At 74.9% G+C, this 20,303-nt stretch carries 19 protein-coding genes and 2 pseudogenes; 9 read left to right on the top strand and 12 right to left on the bottom strand.

Annotation, left to right across the window (positions count from 1 at the left end; genetic code table 11):
* Positions 1-2,326, bottom strand: a 2,326-nt coding sequence (locus tag ACFF45_RS11935; protein ID WP_381345519.1) for an AAA family ATPase, incomplete at its 3' end; no start/stop codon positions are given.
* Positions 2,327-2,759: 433 nt separating this feature from the next.
* Positions 2,760-3,923: an exonuclease SbcCD subunit D gene (locus ACFF45_RS11930; RefSeq protein WP_381345517.1), complete on the bottom strand. Its 1,164-nt coding sequence runs from the start codon at positions 3,921-3,923 to the stop codon at positions 2,760-2,762.
* On the opposite strand from ACFF45_RS11930, the pseudogene ACFF45_RS11925 reads away from it, so the two are divergent.
* Positions 3,894-4,160: pseudogene (locus ACFF45_RS11925) on the top strand (hypothetical protein); the annotation flags it as partial. The gene ACFF45_RS11930 and the pseudogene ACFF45_RS11925 sit on opposite strands and share 30 nt — an antisense overlap.
* Positions 4,090-4,860, top strand: coding sequence for a cupin domain-containing protein (locus ACFF45_RS11920; RefSeq protein WP_381345515.1), 771 nt, complete (start codon positions 4,090-4,092; stop codon positions 4,858-4,860). The pseudogene ACFF45_RS11925 and the gene ACFF45_RS11920, both read left to right, overlap by 71 nt.
* Before the next feature lie 538 nt (positions 4,861-5,398).
* Here ACFF45_RS11920 and ACFF45_RS11915 read toward each other — a convergent pair.
* The 3 genes from ACFF45_RS11915 to ACFF45_RS11905 all read right to left on the bottom strand — a co-directional run bounded on the left by ACFF45_RS11915 (position 5,399) and on the right by ACFF45_RS11905 (position 7,390).
* Positions 5,399-6,025: a YigZ family protein gene (locus ACFF45_RS11915; protein WP_381345513.1), complete on the bottom strand. Its 627-nt coding sequence runs from the start codon at positions 6,023-6,025 to the stop codon at positions 5,399-5,401.
* Between the two features lie 97 nt (positions 6,026-6,122).
* On the bottom strand, positions 6,123-6,665 hold the full coding sequence (locus ACFF45_RS11910) for a SixA phosphatase family protein (protein ID WP_381345511.1): 543 nt from the start codon (positions 6,663-6,665) through the stop codon (positions 6,123-6,125).
* Positions 6,662-7,390 carry a hypothetical protein gene (locus ACFF45_RS11905; protein WP_381345509.1) on the bottom strand — a complete coding sequence of 243 codons (729 nt, stop codon included), beginning with the start codon at positions 7,388-7,390 and terminating at the stop codon, positions 6,662-6,664. The genes ACFF45_RS11910 and ACFF45_RS11905 overlap by 4 nt, the downstream gene beginning before the upstream one ends.
* Before the next feature lie 123 nt (positions 7,391-7,513).
* Between ACFF45_RS11905 and ACFF45_RS11900 the strand changes: the two genes are divergently transcribed.
* Positions 7,514-7,921: a CoA-binding protein gene (locus ACFF45_RS11900; protein WP_381345507.1), complete on the top strand. Its 408-nt coding sequence runs from the start codon at positions 7,514-7,516 to the stop codon at positions 7,919-7,921.
* 38 nt (positions 7,922-7,959) lie between these two features.
* Positions 7,960-9,183: a 4-hydroxybenzoate 3-monooxygenase gene (locus tag ACFF45_RS11895; protein ID WP_381345505.1), complete on the top strand. Its 1,224-nt coding sequence runs from the start codon at positions 7,960-7,962 to the stop codon at positions 9,181-9,183.
* Positions 9,184-9,196: 13 nt separating this feature from the next.
* On the opposite strand, the gene ACFF45_RS11890 is transcribed toward ACFF45_RS11895, so the two are convergent.
* Entirely contained in the window at positions 9,197-9,556 is a 360-nt protein-coding gene (locus ACFF45_RS11890) for an ArsR/SmtB family transcription factor (RefSeq protein ID WP_381345503.1), read from the bottom strand.
* Positions 9,557-9,634: 78 nt separating this feature from the next.
* Here ACFF45_RS11890 and ACFF45_RS11885 point away from each other — a divergent pair, with 78 nt between their 5' ends.
* The gene (locus ACFF45_RS11885) at positions 9,635-10,888 is read left to right on the top strand and encodes a cation diffusion facilitator family transporter (protein ID WP_381345501.1); all 1,254 of its coding nucleotides are present in this window, start codon (positions 9,635-9,637) and stop codon (positions 10,886-10,888) included.
* An 8-nt stretch (positions 10,889-10,896) separates the two neighbouring features.
* Here ACFF45_RS11885 and ACFF45_RS11880 read toward each other — a convergent pair whose 3' ends face one another.
* Both ACFF45_RS11880 and ACFF45_RS11875 read right to left on the bottom strand, forming a co-directional pair.
* The gene (locus ACFF45_RS11880; RefSeq protein ID WP_381345499.1) at positions 10,897-11,454 is read right to left on the bottom strand and encodes a YbaK/EbsC family protein; all 558 of its coding nucleotides are present in this window, start codon (positions 11,452-11,454) and stop codon (positions 10,897-10,899) included.
* A 43-nt stretch (positions 11,455-11,497) separates the two neighbouring features.
* Positions 11,498-12,070: a helix-turn-helix domain-containing protein gene (locus ACFF45_RS11875; RefSeq protein WP_381345497.1), complete on the bottom strand. Its 573-nt coding sequence runs from the start codon at positions 12,068-12,070 to the stop codon at positions 11,498-11,500.
* 112 nt (positions 12,071-12,182) lie between these two features.
* Here ACFF45_RS11875 and ACFF45_RS11870 point away from each other — a divergent pair, with 112 nt between their 5' ends.
* A complete protein-coding gene (locus ACFF45_RS11870) occupies positions 12,183-13,040 on the top strand; it encodes an EamA family transporter (protein WP_381345495.1) in 858 nt (285 codons plus the stop codon).
* A 2-nt stretch (positions 13,041-13,042) separates the two neighbouring features.
* Here the strand turns inward: ACFF45_RS11870 and ACFF45_RS11865 are convergent, their stop codons facing one another.
* Positions 13,043-13,807, bottom strand: coding sequence for an acyltransferase (locus ACFF45_RS11865; RefSeq protein ID WP_381345493.1), 765 nt, complete (start codon positions 13,805-13,807; stop codon positions 13,043-13,045).
* Positions 13,808-13,916: 109 nt separating this feature from the next.
* Here ACFF45_RS11865 and ACFF45_RS11860 point away from each other — a divergent pair, with 109 nt between their 5' ends.
* On the top strand, positions 13,917-14,477 hold the full coding sequence (locus ACFF45_RS11860) for a gamma carbonic anhydrase family protein (RefSeq protein ID WP_381345491.1): 561 nt from the start codon (positions 13,917-13,919) through the stop codon (positions 14,475-14,477).
* Between the two features lie 91 nt (positions 14,478-14,568).
* Here ACFF45_RS11860 and ACFF45_RS11855 read toward each other — a convergent pair whose 3' ends face one another.
* Both ACFF45_RS11855 and ACFF45_RS11850 read right to left on the bottom strand, forming a co-directional pair.
* The gene (locus ACFF45_RS11855) at positions 14,569-15,219 is read right to left on the bottom strand and encodes a DedA family protein (RefSeq protein WP_381345489.1); all 651 of its coding nucleotides are present in this window, start codon (positions 15,217-15,219) and stop codon (positions 14,569-14,571) included.
* An 817-nt stretch (positions 15,220-16,036) separates the two neighbouring features.
* Complete coding sequence (locus ACFF45_RS11850; RefSeq protein ID WP_381345487.1) at positions 16,037-17,233, bottom strand: MBL fold metallo-hydrolase; 1,197 nt, start codon at positions 17,231-17,233, stop codon at positions 16,037-16,039.
* Positions 17,234-17,433: 200 nt separating this feature from the next.
* On the opposite strand from ACFF45_RS11850, the pseudogene ACFF45_RS11845 reads away from it, so the two are divergent.
* Both ACFF45_RS11845 and ACFF45_RS11840 read left to right on the top strand, forming a co-directional pair.
* A pseudogene (locus ACFF45_RS11845) lies at positions 17,434-18,568 on the top strand (Glu/Leu/Phe/Val dehydrogenase dimerization domain-containing protein).
* 52 nt (positions 18,569-18,620) lie between these two features.
* Positions 18,621-19,244, top strand: a complete 624-nt coding sequence (locus ACFF45_RS11840; RefSeq protein WP_381345486.1) for a TetR/AcrR family transcriptional regulator — start codon at positions 18,621-18,623, stop codon at positions 19,242-19,244.
* Positions 19,245-19,359: 115 nt separating this feature from the next.
* Here ACFF45_RS11840 and ACFF45_RS11835 read toward each other — a convergent pair whose 3' ends face one another.
* Positions 19,360-20,145, bottom strand: coding sequence for an SGNH/GDSL hydrolase family protein (locus ACFF45_RS11835; protein ID WP_381345535.1), 786 nt, complete (start codon positions 20,143-20,145; stop codon positions 19,360-19,362).
* Positions 20,146-20,303 lie beyond the last annotated feature (158 nt).

The raw sequence follows: 20,303 nt of genomic DNA, 5'->3' as shown, positions 1-20,303 counted from the left end.
GCACCCGCCGGCCCGCGGCGGCGGCGGCCTGCTCGGCGGGGGCGAGGTCGGCGGCCGGGCGCTGGGCGGCGGCGGCGGTGTCGGCCGCGGCGAGCACCGCGCGCACGGCGGCCTCCTCTGCCTGCCGGGCGTCGAGCCGCCGTTGCAGTTCGCGGTGGGTGGCGGCGTCCAGCAGGGCGGCGGCCGCGGCCTGCGGGGTGTCGAACCCGGCGCGGAAGGCGGCGTCGGCAAGGCGGGCGTCGGCGTCCTTCAGGCGCTGGGCGGTGTCCTCGGCGTGCCGCGCGGCCTCGGCCGCCTCGGTGAGCCGCGCGGCCCGGTTCTCCAGCTCCGCCGCCCGCGCGGCCACGCTCCCGGAGGAGCCCCGGGCCTGCGCCAACTCCCCTTCCAGGGTGGTTCTCTCCCGGTCCAGGGCTTCGCGGCGGGCCTGCCGGGACGCGGCCCTCAGCTCGGCCTCCCGGCGCGCGGTGGTGCGCCGCTCGTGCTCCTGCTCGGCCCGGCGCAGCTCCTCGCGCGCGGCGTGCAGCCCCGACGCCTCCCGCCGGGCCCGCGCGTACTGCCGTTCCAGCTCCTCGGCCTCGTCGACGAGGCGGCCGGTCGGCGTGTCGCCCGCCTCGGCGGCCGCGGCGGCCAGCGCCTGCCGTACGAGGTTCAGGCGTCGCTCGTCGTCGGCGTGCGCCTCCTCCGCGCGCCGGCTGGCGGCGAGGGCCCGCTCCTCCGCCTCCCGGTCCACGTGTCCGGCGACCTTCCGGGCGGGCGCGGGGTGTTCGGTGGCGCCGCAGACGGCGCAGGGTTCGCCGTCTGCCAGGCCCGTGGCCAGTTCGGCGGCGATGCCGTTCAGGCGCTGTTCCTTCAGGTCGAGCCAGTGGGTGCGCGCCTGGAGCGCGCGCTCGCCCGAGGCGAGGGCCTGCCGCTGGGCCGCCTCGGTGTCCCCGGCCAGCTGGTCGCGCTTCCGGGCGGCGCCGAGCCGCTGCTGCACCGGCTCGCGGCGCACGGCGAGCTGCTCGGCCCGCGACGCCGCCTCCTGAGCGGCGTCGATCCGCTCCTGCAAGCCGGCCCGGGCCGGCTCCCATCCGGCGAGCCAGGTCTCGGCGTCGTGCAGGACGTCCTCGTCGGCCCGCTCCTGCCGGTCCAGGCCGGCGCGCTCCGCGCGGACGTCGGCCAGGCGCCGCTCGGCCCGGCGGGCGGACTCCAGCCCGCCGAACTCCTCGGTGGTGCGGCGTGCGGCGGCCGCGAGTCCGGCCGGGCCCGCCCCGGCGAATCCCTCCGGCAGCGCGGCCCGCGCGCGTGCCTCCGCCGCGACCGCCGCGCGGTGCTCGGCGTCGGCCGCCTCCCGCAGCTCCAGCGCGGGCGCGACCGCCTCCGCCTTCCGGCCCCGCTCCATGCGCTGCCGGTCCGCCCGGTGCGCGTCGTCCCGTTCCTCCAGCAGCCGGGCCCGCTCCCGCGCGTCGGCGAACCTGCGCTGGAGCCGGGCGACTTCGCGTACGTCGTCCAGGGCGCGGCCGGCCGCCTCCTGGGCGGACTCGGCGGCGGCGAGGCGGCACCGGGCGACCGTCAGCTGCTCCCGCGCGGTGCTGCGGGCGACCGCCGCGGCGGTCAGTACGGCTTCGGCCAGTCCGGGGTCCCCGGGGGTCAGTTCGGGCAGCTCCATCGCGCCGTCCGCCGCCTGCTGCATGCGGTGGGCGTCGGCGAGCAGCTCGGCGTCCCCGTCGCGCACCTCGGCCTCGGTGGCGCGGCGGCGCTCGGCGAGCCGCTTCTCGACCTCGGCGAACCGGTGGGTGTCGAAGAGTCGGCCCAGCAGCCGGCCGCGGGCCTCGGCGTCGGCGCGCAGGAAACGCGCGAAGTCGCCCTGCGGCAGCAGGACCACCTGGCAGAACTGCTCCCGGCTCATGCCGAGCAGCTGCGTGATCTCCTCGCCGATCTCCTGGTGGGAGCGGCTGAGGTCCTTCCAGGTTCCGGCGTCGTGGGCGCGCAGCCAGGTCTGGGCCTTGTCCAGCGTGGTGCCCGTGCCGCGCTTCTTCTTGCGCTCCCAGGGCGGTTGCCGGGTGATCTCCAGCCGCCGTCCGGCCACGGTCAGTTCGAGCGTGACCGACGTGCGGGTGCCGGGCGCGGCGTGGTCGCTGCGCAGGGCGGTGCCCTGGCCGCTCTGCCGGGCGCCCGGTACGGAGCCGTAGAGGGCGTAGCACACCGCGTCCAGGACGGAGGTCTTGCCCGCGCCGGTCGGTCCGTGCAGCAGGAAGAGGCCCGCGGCGGACAGCTCGTCGAAGTCGACGCTCTGCGAGCCGCCGAAGGGCCCGAAGGCGGTGATGTCGAGCCGGTGCAGCCTCATCGGACGGCCTCCCGCCGGAGCGAGTCGAGCAGACGCGGCCCACGCGGAAACGAGTCGAGCCGGTACGAGCCCGAACGGGCCACCGCACACACGGACGAACCAAGCCGGTACGACCCCGAACCGGCCACCACACACACGGACGAACCAAGCCGGTACGACCCCGAACCGGCCACCACACACACGGACGAACCAAGCCGGTACGACCCCGAACCGGCCACCACACACACGGACGAACCAAGCCGGTACGACCCCGAACCGGCCACCACACACACGGACGAACCGAACCGGTACGACCCCGAACCGGCCACCACACACACGGACGAACCAAGCCGGTACGACCCCGAACCGGCCACCACACACACGGACGAACCGAACCGGTACGACCTCATCCAGGTCACCCCCCGCAGCGGCGGGCCGAGCAAGTGCGGCGGGCTCACCGGGCCACCTCCCGCACGGTCTGGTCCGCGCGTACGGCGTCGAACGCGTCCCGCAGCACGGCCTGTTCGTGCTCGTCCGGCCCCGCCCCGCGCACGTGCGCCACGAAGTCCTCGGCGATCTGCTGGTCGCTGCGGTCCGCGAGCCGGCCGGCGTAGGACGCCACGGGCCGGTCGGGTGAGCGCTCGGGGGCGAAGACGAGGCTGAGGGTGTGCGGGAAGCGCTCGGTGAGGCGGGCCATGGGGTCGGCGGGGCGGACCGGGTCGGTCAGGGTCGCCTCGACCCAGGCCTCCTCGTGCCGGGCCAGCGCGGGATCGGCGAGCAGTTCCTCCAGCGGCCCCCGGATCCGGGCCAGCGGCCGGGGCACCGGGCAGTCGACGCGCTCGGCACGCACCGTGCCGTCGGCGCCGAGGTCCACGAGCCACATGCTCTTGCGGTGCCCGGTCTCCGAGAAGGAGTACGCCAGTGGGGAGCCGGAGTAGCGCACCCGCCCGGTGATGGTCTGGCAGCCGTGCAGGTGCCCGAGCGCCACGTAGTCCACGCCGTCGAAGACACCGGACGGCACGGCCGCCACCCCGCCCACGGTGATGTCCCGTTCACTGTCGCTGGCCTGGCCGCCGGTGACGAAGGCGTGCGCGAGGACGACGGACCGGGTGCCCCGCGCACGGGCGGCGAGGTCGGCCCGTACCCGCTCCATGGCGGCCGCGAGCACCGCCTCGTGCCCGGCCTTCTCCACCCCGAACTCGTCCTTCACCAGTGCCGGTTCGAGATACGGCAGCCCGTAGAAGGCCACCTCCCCGAACGCGTCCCGCAGCACCACCGGCGTGCCGCACGCCGACGGGTCGGTGCGCAGATGGATCCCGGCCCGGCCGATCAGCCCGGCGCCGACCCCGAGGCGGCGGGCGGAGTCGTGGTTCCCGGAGATCATCAGCGTCGGTACGCCGAGGTCGGCGAGCCGGTGCAGCGCGTCGTCGAACAGCTCGACGGCGGCGAGCGGCGGCACCGCCCGGTCGTACACGTCCCCCGACACGACCACCGCGTCGACGGCGCGCTCGCGCACGGTCGTGACGAGGTGGCCGATGAACTCGGCCTGGGCCCCGAGCATGTTCACCCGGTGGAACGCCCGGCCGAGATGCCAGTCGGAAGTGTGGAGCAATCTCATGAAACCGCTTTCACCTGCGCATTCACCCCTATTTCGCTCCACAGACCAGCACCGACCGGCACGGGCTCGCCACCACCACCCGTCACGCTATCGCCTGTCGCCCTTTGCTCTACGACTGACCTCGGAAGAAGCGGCCGAGGAAGCGAGCCGATCGAGGTCGGCTCCGGTGACATCGCCGTCCTGCGCGGCCCCGCCCCGTACACCGTCGCCGAGGACCCCGCGTCGCCGCCCCAGCAGGTCATCACCAGCGCGGACTACTGCGCGCGCACCGCCCGGGCCGTCGCCGGGGGGGCCGGCCCTCGACCCGCGGACCTGCGGGGCCGGCGAGGCGGGCTCGGCCCTGCTGATCAGCGGTGCCTACGAGGGCCGGGCCGGGATCAGCGACCGCCTCCTGGACGCTCTCCCGGATGTCCTCGTCGTCGCGGAGCGCGACAGCGACCGTACGCTCCTCACCCTGGTCACGGAGGAGTTGCGGCGCGACAAGCCCGGTCAGCAGGCCGTTCTGGACCGTCTGCTGGACCTGCTGCTCGTCTCCGCGCTCCGTGCCTGGTTCGACCGGCCCCAGAACCACGCGCCCGTCTGGTACCGCACGACGGACGACTCCGTCGTCGCGAGCGCGCTTCGGCTGATGCACGACGACCCCGCCCATCCGTGGACCGTGGCGACCCTGGCCGCCAAGGCGGGCGCCTCCAGGTCCGGCCTGGCCCGCCGCTTCACCCGCCACGTCGGTGAACCTCCCATGACCTACCTGGCCATGTGGCGGGTCGCCCTGGCCGCCGACCTGCTGCGTGACACCGATGCCACGGTCGGCTCCGTCGCCCGCAAGGTCGGGTACTCCAACGCCTTCGCTCTCAGCGTCGCCTTCAAGCGCCGCCGCGGCATCACGCCCACCCAGCACCGTGCCGCCGCGCCGCGCACCCGGGAACCGAACATCTGACCGTGAGCAGCGCCGCGGCCGCAGGCCGTGTTCCGCGGCGCGCCCGGTGGCACGGAACACACGAGGACCCCGGCGGCCAGGCAGGCCGCCGGGGTCGTCGGTCGACGGCCTCATGGGCGTGGACGCCGGTGGACGACCTGTGGGGCACGGGCACGGTCCGGTGCCGGGCCGCGAGCCGCAGAACCTCATCGGTGCCGGCGATGTCGGCGGGACGCAGCGCCTCGTACGGGTGGAGCAGGCGTCGGAACGAAGAGCGAGGTTCGCTGACTCGGAACCGTGAACGACTGGGTCGGCCAGGGAACCTCCAGCAGCTGCTCGCGCGGCACGGCGTCGGTCCTGCCCTCCTGGCGACGTCGTACGACCGGTTGTCGATCACGCCGCCCTCGGCACTTCCCGCTGCCACCGGGTCCACCGGCCGCGGTGAGGCACGGGGCTCGCTGCTGTGCCGGCACGCCGCCACGCTCCCCAGCGGCGGACGTGACATCGACCGGGTGCGCGACTGCGCCGATCCGTCCTGAACGCCACTCGCCGAGTGGCGTCAGACGTCTCCGTACGCCTCCCCGCCCAGTTCGCACCCCGCGGTGCCGGCCGTGGCGTCGGCGAGCCACGCCCGAAAGGCGTCCACGTCGGCGTCCGGCAGCCCGATCTCGATCGTGACCGCCTCCCCGTAGCGCACGTCCCGCACGTCGCGCCCGGTGGCGCGCAGGTCGTTCTGGACCTTGCCCGCGCGCTGGTGGTCGACGGTCACCGTGGCCAGCCGGAAGCGGCGCCGGGTGCGGGTGCCGAGGGCGTCGAGGGCCTCGCCGACCGCCCCGCCGTACGCCCGGACGAGCCCGCCCGCGCCGAGCTTGACCCCGCCGTAGTAGCGGGTGACGACGGCGACGACGTACCGCATGTCGCGGCGCAGCAGCATCCGGAGCATCGGGACACCGGCGGTGCCGCCCGGCTCGCCGTCGTCGCTCGCCTTCTGGACGGCGGCGTCGGCGCCGATGACGTACGCCCAGCAGTTGTGCGTGGCGTCGGCGTGCTCCTTGCGCACGGCCGCGACGAAGTCCTGCGCCTCCTGCTCGGTGGCGGCCGGGGCGAGGGCGCACAGGAAGCGCGAGCGGCTGACCTCGGTTTCGTGCACGCCCGCGCGGGCGACCGTGCGGTACTCGTCCTGCATCCGGCCAGCCTAGGCGCTCCCCGCGCGTTCCCCTCGACGGGTGAGGCCGCCCGTCGGAGCGGCGGCCCCCGTCGCCGCTCCCTCCCGGAGGGCCTCCCTACGGCTTCCTGCCCCGGGGCACCAGCACCTCCGTCAGCAGCGCCTCGCCGGGCCGCAGCGCGTGCCATCCGCTCCCGTGCCAGGCCAGTACGGCGATCGCCGAGGTGGGGAACTTCGCGCGGACCCGGTCCAGGGTGTCACCGAGGCCGTCCCCGGCAAGCGCCAGGACCAGGTCCTCCAGGCCGGGGTTGTGCCCGACGAGGAGCAGGGTCCGGATCTCGGGCGCGACCGCGTGCACGACGGCGAGGAGGTCGTCGGCGCCGGCCGCGTACAGCCGTGCGTCGTGCCGTACCGGTGGCGGGGTGCCCCACTGGGCGGACGCCAGTTGCCAGGTCTGGCGGGCCCGCACCGCGGTGGAGCACAGGGCGAGGTCCGGCAGGAAGTCGGCTGCGGCGAGCGCGCGTCCGGCGGCCGGCGCGTCCCGGCGGCCCCGGGGCGCGAGCGGGCGCTCGTGGTCGGCGACGTCCGGCGGCCGCGCGGACTTGGCGTGCCGCAGCACGACCAGGCGGCGCAGCGGGCCCGCTCCCGCGCGCGGGATCATTCCGGGGCTCCCAGGTCGCGTGCCAGGTCGACCCCGAGCAGCCGGTCCGCGTAGGCGTACGTCTCGAAGCGGGCGCCGTCCGGCAGGTCCGGCCCGGTCTCCACCTGACGCAGGACGCGCAGGACCGAGGGCAGGTCCAGGTCGTCCTCCCAGGCGGTGCGGAGCCGGCCGCGGACCTCCTCGGGGACCGGCCGCGACGGGTGCCGCGCCCAGCCGGCGACGGCCCGCCGCCAGCGGGCGAGCGTGTCGCGCGCCTCACCCAGGGCCGCGTCGTCGAGCCGGGCGGGCAGGTTCCGGGGCCGGGACAGCAGGGCCAGACGCAGCACGGCCGGATCGTCGTCCGGCACGTCGTCCGGCAGGCCGCGCCCGTGCACGGGGGCCACCGCCACGCGCACCCCGTCGGGACGCGCGCCGCCCTCCTGCACCACATGGACGACCTGCCGCTCCCCGAGCCCGGCCGCCGCCTCGTGGCGGTCCTCGAAGGGCCGGATGCCGAGGGCCGCGGCGGCCGCCCCGAGTTCCGCCCGCTCGCGGTCGCCGGAGAGCAGCCCCCATACGGGCGTACCGCCCAGTTCCAGGGCCCGGACCAGCACGTCGGCGACCAGCAGGACGCGCAGGGCGGTGGCGTCGAGGGCGGGCGCGTGGGCCTCGACACAGGTCAGTCCCCGGCCGGTCGTGGTCGCGTCGACGGGTTCACCGGTCCGGGCGTCGATGATGCGCAGCACGCGTCGAGCCTAGAGCCTGACTCCGGATCACGCCGCCCGCGCGGGACCGGGACGGGAATCCTGGCGCGTGCCCGTCCGTTGCAGTACGTGACGACGAGACGACCCGGCCGAAGGAGGCCTCTGGTGTACGGCGACGACGCGACGGTCCGCAGGATTCTCACCGAGCTGGGCGACACCTGGGCGGTGGTGGGCCTGTCGTCGAACCGGTCCCGCGCGGCGTACGGCGTCGCCCGGGTGCTCCAGCGGTTCGGCAAGCGGATCGTGCCGGTGCACCCCAAGGCGGAGACGGTGCACGGCGAGCGGGGTTACGCGTCCCTGGCGGACATCCCCTTCCCCGTGGACGTGGTCGACGTCTTCGTCAACGGCGACCTCGCGGGCGGGGTCGCGGACGAGGCGGTGGCCAAGGGTGCCCAGGCGGTCTGGTTCCAGCTGGACGTCGTCGACGAGGCCGCCTACGCGCGCACCCGGGCCGCCGGCCTCGACATGGTGATGGACCGCTGCCCCGCCATCGAGATACCGCGCCTCGGCTGACGCACCCCCTGTTGTCCGGCCACCGTCATAATGCTGGCGTGGCCACACCTTCCCCCCGTCCCGGCTCCCCCGCCGCCCTGCGGTCTCCGGTCGTCGTCCTGGGCGCCGGGCCCGCCGGACTGACGCTCGGCAACGTCCTGCGGGCCGCGTCCGTCGACTGCGTCGTCCTGGAGGCGGAGAGCAGGGAGTTCATCGAACGTCGCCCGCGCGCCGGGGTGCTGGAGGAGTGGGCGGTGCGCGGCCTCCAACGGCGGGGCCTGGCCGCGAACCTGCTGGAGCGGGCCCAGCGGCACACCCGGTGCGAGTTCCGCTTCGCCCAGGAGCGGCACCGGCTGTCGTACGCCGAACTGACGGGGCGGCACCACTGGATCTACCCGCAGCCGCTGCTGGTGACCGACCTGGTGCGCGAGTACGCCGACGTACGCGGCGGCGACATCCGCTTCGGCGTGCGGGACGTCCGGCTGCACGACCTGGACACGGACCGGCCGGCGGTGTCGTACACGGACCCGCGGACCGGCGAACGCCACTTCCTGCACTGCGAGTTCGTGGCCGGCTGCGACGGGGCGCGCGGTGTGACGCGCGCCGCGCTGCCGGCGGAGCGGGTCCGCGTCGCGCGGCACGACTACGGCATCGGCTGGCTGGCGCTGCTCGCCGAGGCGCCGCCGTCCTCCGACTGCGTGGTGTTCGGCATCCACCCCAGCGGGTTCGCCGGGCACATGGCCCGCAGCCCCGAGGTGACCCGGTACTACCTCCAGTGCCCGCCCGGCGACGACCCGGACGACTGGCCGCACGAGCGTGTCTGGGCCGAGCTCCGGGAGCGGCTCGGCGCACGGGGCGCGCCGCCGCTCACCGAGGGCCGGCTGATCGAGAAGCGGGTGCTCGACATGCACAACTACGTGGTCGAGCCGATGGCGTTCGGGCGGCTGTACCTCGCCGGGGACGCGGCCCACCTCACCGCGCCGATCGCCGCCAAGGGCATGAACCTCGCGCTGCACGACGCGTTCCTGCTCGGCGACGCGCTCGTCGCCTGCCTCACGCGGGGCGACGCGAGCGGGCTGCGCGGCTACTCGGCCGACTGCCTGGAGCGGGTCTGGGACTACCAGGAGTTCTCCCAGTGGCTGTCCGACGTGTACCACGGGACGGCGTCGGGCGATCCGTACCGGGCGGGCACCGCACTGGCCCGGCTGCGCCGCCTGTTCGCCTCACCCGTCGCCGCGTCCGCGTTCGCGGAGCAGTACCTCGGCGAGGACCCCGGGCGCTGAGCGGGCACCGGCGTCAGTCGTGCTCCGGCCGCCCGGTGAGCCGGTGGTCGGCGAGGTTCAGCGCCTCGTCCACGACCCTGCGCAGATGGCCGTCGCGCAGCGCGTAGACCACCCGGCGGCCCTCCTTGCGCGTGGTCACGAGCCCGGCGAGGCGCAGCCGCGCCAGGTGCTGGCTGACCGCGGGCCGGGCCGCGCCGCAGGCCTCGGTGAGCGTCGAGACGTCCGCCTCTCCGCCGCTCAGCGCGTGCAGCAGCGTGAGCCGGGTGCGGTCGCCGAGCAGGGCGAGGAGTTCGGCGGCGAGCGCGAACTGCTCCTCGCCGGGGGTGCGCGGATGCGTATCGTGCGCAGGTGATAGGTGCATGCGTGCGCTCATACGCACATAATGATGCCGAGGACGGCCCACGTCCAGCGACGCGCACCGCAGAGCGACGCGCACCGGAAGGGGAGAACCGTGAGCGAACGGCACGACCACGGGCACCGGCACGACCACGGGCACCGGCACGAGCACCGCCACGCGCATCACCACCACGATCGCCACAGCCACGACCTCCGCGATCACGACCACCGGCACCACGACCACCGCGACCAGGATCACCACGACGACGCCCACCGGCACCACGACCACCGCGACCAGGGTCACGGCCACACGCATCCCGGCATCACCCACCCCGGCGGCCACTCCCGACCCGCCCCCTCCCGCCTCCGCCGCCTCATACATCGCCGGCTCCCCCACCGCCTCGCCCATCTCCTCACCCCGCATTCCCATGACACCGCCGACAAGGTCGACTCCGCGCTGGAGTCCTCCGCCCGCGGCATGCGCGCCCTGTGGGTCTCGCTGGCGGTGCTCGGCGTGACCGCGCTGGCGCAGGCCGTCGTGGTGGTGGCGTCCGGCTCGGTGGCGCTGCTCGGTGACACCGTGCACAACGCGGCGGACGCGCTGACGGCCGTACCGCTGGGCATCGCCTTCGTGCTGGGCCGGCGCGCGGCGACCCGCCGTTTCACGTACGGCTACGGGCGCGCGGAGGACCTCGCGGGCATCGCGATCGTGCTGACGATCGCCGCGTCGGCCGCGTTCGCGGGGTGGGCGGCGATCGACCGGCTGCTCGATCCGCGCCCGGTGCAGCACGTCCCGGCGGTCGCGGTGGCGGCCCTGGCCGGTTTCGCGGGCAACGAGTGGGTCGCCCGCTACCGGATCCGTGTCGGCCGCTCGATCGGCTCGGCGGCGCTGGTCGCCGACGGGCTGCACGCGCGGACCGACGGCTTCACCTCGCTGGCGGTGCTGCTGGGCGCGGGCGGCTCGGCGCTGGGCTGGCGACTGGCCGACCCGATCGTGGGGCTGGTGATCACCGCGGCGATCACGCTGGTGCTGCGGGACGCGGCGCGGGAGGTGTTCCGGCGGGTGCTGGACGCCGTGGACCCGGCCCTGGTGGACCGGGCCGAGCGGGCGCTGCGGGCGGTGCCCGGCGTGCGCGGGGTGGGTGAGTTGCGGCTGCGCTGGATCGGGCACCGGCTGCGGGCGGAGGTGGCGGTGGTCGTGGACGGCGAGGTGACGGTGCGTCAGGCGCACGCGATCGCCGTCGAGGCCGAACACGCCCTGCTGCACGCCGTACCGCGCCTCACCGCGGCCCTGGTGCACGCGGATCCGGCACCCACGCCGGGTGCGGCGGATCCGCATCTGCCGCTGGCCCACCACGCCACGGCGTGAGGCCGGGGTCAGGCGACCCCCAGGCCCTCCAGGACCACCGCGCCCGGCAGTTCGGCGAGGGCCTTGCCCGGCACCAGCAGCTTGCCGCGCCGCCGGCCGCTGCCGACCAGGACGTACGGCAGGTCGACCACGGCCGAGTCGACCAGCACCGGCCAGCCCTCGGGCAGTCCGACCGGGGTGATGCCGCCGTACTCCATGCCGGTCTCGCCGGTCGCCGTGTCCATCGCGGCGAAGGAGGCCTTGCGGGCGCCGAGCTGCCGGCGGACGGCGCCGTTGACGTCGACGCGGGTGGCGGAGAGCACGACACAGGCGGCCAGCGTGGTCTCGCCGCCGCGCTTGCCCGCGACGACCACGCAGTTGGCGGACTGCTCCAGCAGCTCCTGCCCGTAGTGCTCGACGAAGACGCTGGTGTCCGCCCACTGCGGGTCGGTGTCGACGTAGACGATCTGGTCGGCGGGGACGCTGCCGCGCCAGTGCCGTACGGCGTCGGCCACCGGGCCGGTCAGCTCGGTGAGGCAGTCGGGGGCGGGCATCGCCCGGTCGAAGTCTCCGATGGGTGCGCGCATGACGGCACGTTAACAGCCGCCGCGCGTCCCGTGCGGGCGCGTCTCACTGCACGGGCGGCACCGACACGGCCAGCACCATCTCCATCGGTACGGCACCGTCGTTGCCGTACGTGTGCGGCACCCCGGCGTCGAAGGAGGCGCTGGCCCCGGCCGGGACGCCGTACGGCACGCCGTCGACGGTGAGGGTCAGTTCGCCGGCGGTGACGTGCACGAGTTCCACCGTGCCGGCCGGGTGCGGGTCGGAGGAGCTGCTCTCGCCGGGCATCAGCCGCCAGTCCCACAGCTCCAGCGGTCCGGGCGCCTCGGCGCCGGCGAGCAGCCGGTTGTAGCTGCCCGCGTCGGTGTGCCACATCCGTACGGCCTGGCCGGCGGGGACGATCCGGACCTTGGGGCCCTGCTCGTAGTCGAGCAGGGTGGTGATGCTGACGCCCAGCGCGTCACCGATCTTGACGACCGTGCCGAGGCTGGGGTTGGTCCGGGCCTGTTCGATCTGGATCAGCATGCCGCGGCTGACCCCGGCACGGGCGGCGAGGGTGTCCAGGGTGAACCCGCGCTCGGCGCGCCAGCGTTTGACGTTCCGCGCCAGGGACCGGGTCAGCAGGTCGAGGTCCGACACACTCCGTCCATCCTCTCGGGGCCGTCCATTATCTTGAATGACAGTGTTCAGTTCATTGAACTATTGTGTGCTGCACTCAATCGTTCACCGCACTGTACTGCGAGGTTCCCCGATGACCGCACTGTTCGCCCTGGCCACCAGCCTGCTGTGGGGCCTGGCCGACTTCGGGGGCGGACTGCTGACCCGGCGCACGCCCGCGCTGACCGTGGTCGTCGTCTCGCAGTCGATCGCCGTGGTCGCGCTCGGCGCGGTCGTGGCCGCGACCGGCGGCTGGAGCGAGGCGGGACCGCAGCTGTGGTTCGCGGTGGCCGCCGGACTGGTCGGCCCGGTCGCGTTGCTGGCGTTCTACAAGGCGCTCGCCCTGGGCCCGATGGGGGTCGTCTCACCGCTGGGGGCGCTCGGCGTCGTGGTCCCGGTGGGCGTGGGCCTGGCGCTGGGCGAGCGTCCGGGACTGCTGCAGATCGCCGGGATCGCGGTCGCCGTCGCCGGGGTGGTGCTCGCGGGCGGGCCGCAGCTGCGGGGTGCGCCGGTGCAGCGGCAGGCCGTCCTGCTCACGCTGCTCGCGGCGTTCGGCATCGGTGCGGTGATGGTCCTGATCGCGGAGGCGTCGACGACGCTCACCGGGCTGTTCCTCGCCCTGTTCGTGCAGCGCGTCACCAATGTCGTCGCGGTCGGCACGGCGCTGTACGTCTCGGTGCGGCGCGGCTCCCCCGCCCTGTCCGCCGACGGCTTCCCCTGGAGCGCCCTCCCGGTGCTCGCCTTCGTCGGCCTGGCGGACGTGGTGGCCAACGGCGCCTACTCGATCGCCGCCCAGCGCGGCCCGGTCACCGTCGCCGCCGTCCTCGCCTCGCTCTACCCGGTGGTGACGGCGCTGGCCGCCCGCGGCTTCCTCAGCGAACGGCTGCGGGCCGTGCAGGCGGCGGGCGCGGGACTGGCCCTGGCCGGGACCCTGCTGCTGGCGACCGGCTGAGGTCAGGCCTCAGGATCCAGTGCGGCCAGGCGCGCCGCCGTCTCCGCGTCGAGATCCGCGAGCGCCGTCAGCTGCTCGGGGGTGACGCCCTCCGGTATCGGCACGGGCGCCGGCGTCCGCAGTGGCGGCTGCCAGCCCCCGGCGGGCGTCCAGCGCCGTACGACCCGCGCGGGCGCCCCCGCCACCACGGCGTGGTCGGGGACCGCCCCGCGCACCACCGCCCCGGCTGCCACCACCACGTTCCGTCCGATCCGCGCGCCCGGCAGGATCACGGCACCGGTGCCGATCCAGCAGCCCGGACCGATCTCCACCGGTTCCATCCGGGGCCACTGCTTGCCGATGGGCTGGTGCGGATCGTCATACGAGTGGTTGGTGGACGTGACGTAGACGTACGGCCCGACGTAGCAGTCGCTGCCGATGGTGACGGTCGTGTCGGCGATGACGTGACTGCCCCGGCCGAGCACGACACCGTCCCCGATGCGCAGGATGGGCTCCGGACCGAGGTCGAGGTCGGGCATCAGACCGGCCGTCAGGGTGACCTGCTCGCCGATGACGCAGTGGGCGCCGAGGTGGATCCAGGGCTCCCCGAAGACCGTGCCGAGCGGGAAGGCGAGCCTGGTACCCGTTCCCATGGCGCCGAAGCGGAACCGTCCCGGGTGCTCGGCGGTCACGGACCCCGTGCGCTGGACCCAGGCCCAGCCCGCGTGAACGGCCCGCTGCACTTGACGGCGGCGCCAGGACGAGAACGTGTTCTTGCGCTTCGGCACCCGCTCACGGTACTCAGCGCGGGGTGCCGCCATGAGGGCACGGGCCTGTGATCTTCGCCCCACGTCGTGGCGTACCGTGCCCCCGTACGGCACGACGAGGGAGACGAGGATGACGCGGCAGGCGCTGATCACCGGTATCGGCGGAAAGCAACCCCGGGTCGGCCCGGGGGCGTTCGTCGCACCGACGGCCGCGGTGATCGGGGACGTGACACTGGGGGCCGGAGCGAGTGTCTGGTACGGGGCCGTGCTGCGCGGGGACGTCGAGCGGATCTCCGTGGGGGCGAGCAGTAATGTGCAGGACAACTGCACACTGCACGCCGATCCGGGGTTCCCGGTGAGTGTCGGTGAGCGGGTGTCCATCGGGCACAACGCCGTGGTGCACGGGGCGACCGTCGAGGACGACTGCCTGATCGGGATGGGCGCGACCGTGCTCAACGGGGCGGTGGTCGGGGCGGGTTCGCTGGTCGCCGCCCAGGCGCTGGTGCCGCAGGGAATGGTGGTGCCGCCGGGGTCGCTGGTGGCGGGCGTGCCGGCGAAGGTACGGCGGGAGCTCAGCGCCGAGGAGCGGGAGGGCATCACGCTGAACGGGACGATGTACGCGGAACTCGGCGGGATGCACCGGGCGGTGTACGGCGAGCGGGAGGACGGGGAGCAGGAGGGCGCGACGTAAGGGGACAGGACCAGGGGGACGGGGACCAGGAGCAGTCAGCGGGTCCGCGGGCCGCCGGGGTCGCGCGGTGCCGCGCGGTCCCGGCGTACGTCTACTCGCATGCGGCGGCCGGCTCCCGCTCCACCGCCGGCTGTCCGGCCGCGGCCTTCTTCGCCCTGCGCTTCAGGACGAGCATCGACGTCAGGCCGATCAGGACGGCCAGCACCAGGCCCACCCAGGAGAAGCGCTTCAGCCACGCCTCGGCCACGACACCCACGTAGTAGATGACCGCCGTCGTGCCGCCCGCCCACAGGATGCCGCCGAAGACGTTGGCGATCAGGAACTTCCAGTACGGCATGTGCAGCACACCCGCGAGCGGTCCCGCGAAGATGCGGAGCAGGGCGACGAAGCGACCGAAGAAGACGGCCCACATGCCCCACTTCTCGAAGGAGCGCTCGGCGGTGGCGATGTGCGCCTCGCTGAAGTGCCTCGGGAACTTCCCGCCGAGCCAGGCGAGCAGCGGGCGGCCGCCCTTGCGGCCGATCGCGTAGCCGAGGGAGTCGCCGACGATCGCGCCGGCGCTGGCGCACGCGCCGAGCACGAACGGGTCGACGTCGCCGTGCTGCGAGGCGAGCAGCGCGGAGGAGACGAGGATGATCTCGCCCGGCAGCGGGATGCCCAGGCTCTCCAGGCCGATGACCACTCCCACCAGCGTGTACACGGTGACCGCGGGTACGGTCTCGAGCCACTCCTGGACGTGCACGCCGCTTCCTCCAGAATCGCGTCCCTGCCTGCGCACGGCGTGCGCCCGCTCCCGGGCGCACGCCGTGCAGCCTACCGGGTCACGACGACACTCCCGGGTCCTGCGGATCACCCGTGGTCCACGCGGCCGGGGCGCCGCGCGGCGCCGGAGGCACCCGGGCGCGATCCCGGCCCGGGCGGGCGGAGAAGGCCGGGCCCTCTTCCGGGCGGCGCTGACCCGGCAGGGCGAGCCCCTGGGCCCGGGCCACGCCGTGCCGTGCGCCGGCGGCACGTCGGCGACCGGCCGTTCGCGGTCCCGCTCGGCGACGACCTGATCGACCCGCGCGGGACCCTGCTCAGCCACATGCCGCCTGAAGGCCGGCTCTCACCGGCCCTCGCTTCCCATGGGGCGTACCCATCACACGCCATCCGCGCGAGCATCTGCGCGAGCACGGTATCCGGGTGGTCGTCCCCGAACGCTCCGACCGGATCGCCGGCCGGCAACGCCGAAGATCGGCCGGCGGGCGGCCGCCCGCCTCCGATCCAGAGCGGTACCAGGCCCCGCAACGTCGTCGCATGACGCTCCAGCAGGATCGAACGGTTCCAAGCCGTGGCCACCCGCTACCTCGCCGGCCTCCGACTCGCCTTGCTCACCCTCTGGCTCCCTGAACCCTGATCGTTCCGTCAGGCACGGCCCCGCTCAGCGCTCCACGGCTCTGCGCAGGGACGTGCTCCACCCTGGGCGCCCCGTCCAGGGCCCGGACGGCACCGTCGCGCTTCTCGACCGGGAGACGCTCCAGCATCCGGCCCCCTCTTCCCGAGCTCCTCCCCGACCGACGTCACCGCTCACCCGCAAGGTCGGGATCACTCCTGCTCGTCCCGACCACATCCGCCACACCCCGCGGACGCCGCCACGCATGCGCGATCGGCTGCGACACCGCCCGCCACCACGGCTCCGCCGGCAGCTCCCCGGCCGGCTCGAAGGGCCGGCCCGGCCGGGGCAGCGCCACCAGCGCTCCGGCCGCCTCGGCGGCGTCCTTGGTCCACTCGCCGGGCTCCGCCCAGGGGTGCGGCGCCAGGTTGAAGGTCGCCCAGTGGATCGGCAGCAGCACCCCCGACCCGGCCTGGCCGAGTTGCAGGTCCAGATGGGCCCGGACGCCTTCCTCGGGCGTCATGTGGATGTCCGGCCAGAAGTCGCTGTAGGCGCCGAGCTGGATCATCGTGGCGTCGAACGGACCGTGGTCGGCGCCGATGTCCCGGAAGCCCGCGAAGTACCCGGTGTCACCGCTGTGGAAGACGCGGTGCCGCTCCCCCGCGACGACCCAGGACGCCCAGAGCGTGTGCTGGGTGTTGCGCAGGCCGCGGCCGCAGAAGTGGCGGGCCGGGGTGGCGGTCAGGGTCACCGCGCCGACCTTGGCCGACTCCTGCCAGTCCAGCTCGCGCAGCCGGCCGGCGGCCACGCCCCAGTGCTCCAGGTGGGCACCCACGCCGAGCGGCACCGCGAACACCGTGTCCGTGCCGGCCAGTGCCTTGATCGTGGGCATGTCCAGGTGGTCGTAGTGGTCGTGCGAGATGACGACGGCGTCCACCGGGCCGAGCGCCGTCAGGGGCAGCGGCACCGGGTGCAGCCGCCGGGGCCCGGCGAACGCGAACGGGGAGCAGCGCTCGCCCCACACGGGGTCGAACAGCACCCGCTGTCCGTCGATCTCCGCGAGGACGCTGGAGTGCCCCAGCCAGGTCAGCCGCAGGCCGGTGGCGGGCGGCCGGGCGAGATCGGCGGCCGTGGTGGGGTGCAGCGGCACCGCGCCGTGCGGGACGCGGCGGTTGCGGGCGTCCTTGTCGACGTAGGTCCGGGCGAAACCGAGCGCCGAACCCGACGGGCGGATCCGCGAGGGCCCGCCCGGGTTCTGGAAGACACCGTCCTGGAAGTGGGGCGATCTGCGGATGCGCGCCATGCGCTCACCGCTCGGCTCCACGCCGAAGGCCGCGGGCTGCAGTGCGCGGAGCCCGGAGCTCAGGGAACGGGAACCGGCCACGGTACCTCCAGGTGGAATCGGTGGGATCTCCATTATGGTGCGCCCCACCGACAGCACCCGCCGCCCGGCCCCTGTACTGACCTGTGATTCAGCAGGGAAGGTCGCGCCCGGTGACCGCCCCCGCCCGCGAGGAGCTTCCGTGACCGTCCCCCCTCCGGTCGCTCACCTGGACCGACCACGTCACGGGCCGTCAGAACTTCCTGGTCGTGGACCGGCTGGTGCGCGGTGTCGCCGGCGGCGGCCTGCGGATGCGCCCGGGCTGCGCCCTGGAGGAGGTCGCCGGGCTGGCCCGCGGCATGACCGTGAAGAGGCCCGTCACTACGACCCCGCGGCCCGTTACGTCCCGCTCGGCGGCGCCGAGGGCGGCATCGACTGAGCGGATCGGCGCGACCCGCGCGACCCGGGGGCGTACGGACTCCTGGTGCGCTGCCTGCGGGCGGTCCGGCCGTACGTCGAGTCCTTCCGGATCACAGGCGAGGACCTCGGGCTCGGCCAGGACGTGGTGGCCTGGGCCGTCGCCGAGGCGGGGCTCGTGTCGTCGAGCCAGGCGGTGTTCCCGCTGCTGGCGGACGAGGCGGCGGCACGGCGGCGGCTCGCCGACGCGTTCGCGGTCGAGGCGGACGGCATCGGACTCGGCGAGCTGGCCGGCGGCTGCGGGGTGGCGGAGTCGGTGCTCACCGCCCTGGACCGGGCCGGCGTGCCGTACGCGGGCACGCGGGTGGCCGTGCGGGGCCTGGGCGCCATGGGCGGCGCCACCGCCCGCTTCCTCACGCGCGCGGGTCTCACGGTCGTGGCCGTCGCCGACGTCAAGGGCACGGTCGCCAACCCGGCGGGCCTGGACGTCGACGCGCTGCTCGCCGCGCGGGACGCCCACGGCACGGTGGACCGCGCCGCGCTGCGGCCCGGCGACCGCGAACTGTCCGGCGACGCCTGGCTGTCCGCCGACGCCGAGGTGCTGGTGCGCGCCGCCGTCCCGTACGCGGTCGACCTCACCAACCAGGACCTGGTCACCGCCCGCTGGATCGTGGCGGCGGCCGACATGCCCGTGGTAGCCGGGGCGGAGGCGTCGCTGACCGCCTGCGGGGTCACGGTCCTGCCCGACCCGACGTGGTGGTGAACTCGGCGACGAACGCCTGGTGGTGGTGGACGCTCTTCGGCGACGTCGGCGCGGTGGCCGACGAGGCGTTCGCGCACATCCGGCACGCGATGCGCGCCCTGACCGGTCGGGTGCCGGCGCGCGCGGAGGCGGACGGGAGCACGCCGCGTGCCGCCGCGCACGCCGTCGCCGCGGGCCGGCTGCCGCTGCTCGCGGAGCGCTTCGGGTCGTACCGCTGACGCGGGCGTCGCCGCCCGGCCACGGGCCGGACCCGGCCGTTAGGGTGACGGGGTGGCGAGAGTGCGGTTGAGCGTGGCGGAGCGGCGCGAGGAGTTGCTGCGCGCCGCCGTGGAGCAGATCGAGGCGCGGGGCGTGGCGGCGGTGCGGATCGCCGACGTGGCGTCCGCGCTCGGTGTGAGCAACGCGCTGGTGCTGTACCACTTCTCCACGAAGGAGAACCTGGTCGCCGCCGCGTTCGCGTACGCGGCCGAGGGTGACCTGGCCCGCCTGGGCCGGGTGCTCGGGCGGCGCACCACGGCCCTGCGCCGGCTGCGGTCGGCGGTGCGCTGGTACGCGCCGACCGGCCCGGCCAAGGGCTGGCGGCTGTGGATCGAGGGCTGGGCGGCGGCGCTGCGCGAGCCCGCGCTGCGGGAGGTCACCCGGGATCTCGACAGGCGGTGGAAGGCGGCCCTCGCCGAGGTCATCGCGGAGGGGGTGGCGGCCGGCGAGTTCCGCTGCGCCGACCCGACGGGCACGGCCCTGCGCCTGACCGCCCTGCTCGACGGGCTCGCCGTGCAGCTGACGTCCTACCCGGGGGCGGTGTCACGCGCGCGGGCGCAGGAGTGGGTGGACGAGGCGCTGGCCCGGGAACTGGGCCTGGTGGAGGCGGAGGTGCCGGCGGCCCGGCGGCACTGAGCCGCCGTGCCGCGTGCGGCCGGCGCTCCCGTGGTCCGCGCCGGTCGCGGACGGCCCCGCGGCGTCCGCGGGGGTCCGCTCCGGGCGCGGCGCCCCGGGGGCGCGTCGGGCGGCCTCAGGCCACCGACGCGATCCGCATCTTGATGTCGTCGGGCGACAGCGTGCCCTTGGCGATGACGTGGTCGCCCGACGACTCGCCGCGCAGCCGCCGGCCGATCCACGGCACCAGGTACTCGCGTGCCCACTGGACGTCGTCCCGCCGCACCTCGAAGGTGCCGCGCGGCGGCAGCGGCGGCCAGGGCTGCTCGGGGTCGGCGGGCACGGCGAGGCCGAGCGCCTGGCCGGCGCGCAGCGCCACGCGCGTGTGCCCCTCGGGGGACAGGTGCAGCCGGTCGCCGTCCCAGGCGCGGCGGTCCCGCACGGACTTCAGCGACCACAGGTCGAGCACCGGGCAGCCGTACCGGTCGGCGATGGCCCGCACATGCCCGTTGTAGGTGGCGATCTTGCCGCGCAGGTGCCGCAGCACGGGGACGCCCCGGGTGTCGAAGCCGGTCGTCACCAGCACGGTTCCCGCGGCTGCGGTCAGCGCGGCGACCGCCCGTTCGAAGCGCTCCGCCACGTCGTCCGGGTCGGTGCCGAGGCGCAGGATGTCGTTGCCGCCGGCGCAGAAGGAGACCAGGTCCGGCGCGAGTTCGGCGGCCCGTGGCACCTGCTCGGCCACGATCTGGTCGAGCAGCCTGCCGCGTACGGCGAGATTGGTGTACTGGAAGTCGCCCTCGGGTCGGCGGTCCGCGAGCAGTACGGCGAACCGGTCGGCCCAGCCGACGAACGCCCCGCCGGGGCCGGGGTCGCCGACGCCCTCGGTGAAGCTGTCCCCCACCGCCACGTACGACCCGATCACTGATCTGCTGTCATTCTTCGAATCGTCTGCCACGTCGGACCATCATTCCGTTTCGAATGTGACCTACGCGACCGTAGGGCGGAGTTGACGGACGGTGAGAAAGGCCACGGCCAAAGAATTGGTCAATGACGGAATAAGACCCGGTGACCGGGACGCCG

The sequence above is a fragment of the Streptomyces cinereospinus genome (genome assembly GCF_042430725.1).
Classification (GTDB): Bacteria; Actinomycetota; Actinomycetes; order Streptomycetales; family Streptomycetaceae; genus Streptomyces; species Streptomyces cinereospinus.
The sequence above is the reverse complement of the archived record's forward strand: the minus strand, read 5'-3'. Positions and strand labels throughout refer to the sequence as shown.

Coding starts and splice junctions, on each gene's coding strand:
- ACFF45_RS11930 (WP_381345517.1), bottom strand. CDS start 3,923: ATGAGATTGCTCCACACTTCCGACTGGCATCTCGGCCGGGCGTTCCAC.
- ACFF45_RS11890 (WP_381345503.1), bottom strand. CDS start 9,556: ATGAGCGCACGCATGCACCTATCACCTGCGCACGATACGCATCCGCGC.
- ACFF45_RS11860 (WP_381345491.1), top strand. CDS start 13,917: ATGACGCGGCAGGCGCTGATCACCGGTATCGGCGGAAAGCAACCCCGG.
- ACFF45_RS11910 (WP_381345511.1), bottom strand. CDS start 6,665: ATGATCCCGCGCGCGGGAGCGGGCCCGCTGCGCCGCCTGGTCGTGCTG.
- ACFF45_RS11880 (WP_381345499.1), bottom strand. CDS start 11,454: ATGCGCGCACCCATCGGAGACTTCGACCGGGCGATGCCCGCCCCCGAC.
- ACFF45_RS11870 (WP_381345495.1), top strand. CDS start 12,183: ATGACCGCACTGTTCGCCCTGGCCACCAGCCTGCTGTGGGGCCTGGCC.
- ACFF45_RS11915 (WP_381345513.1), bottom strand. CDS start 6,025: ATGCAGGACGAGTACCGCACGGTCGCCCGCGCGGGCGTGCACGAAACC.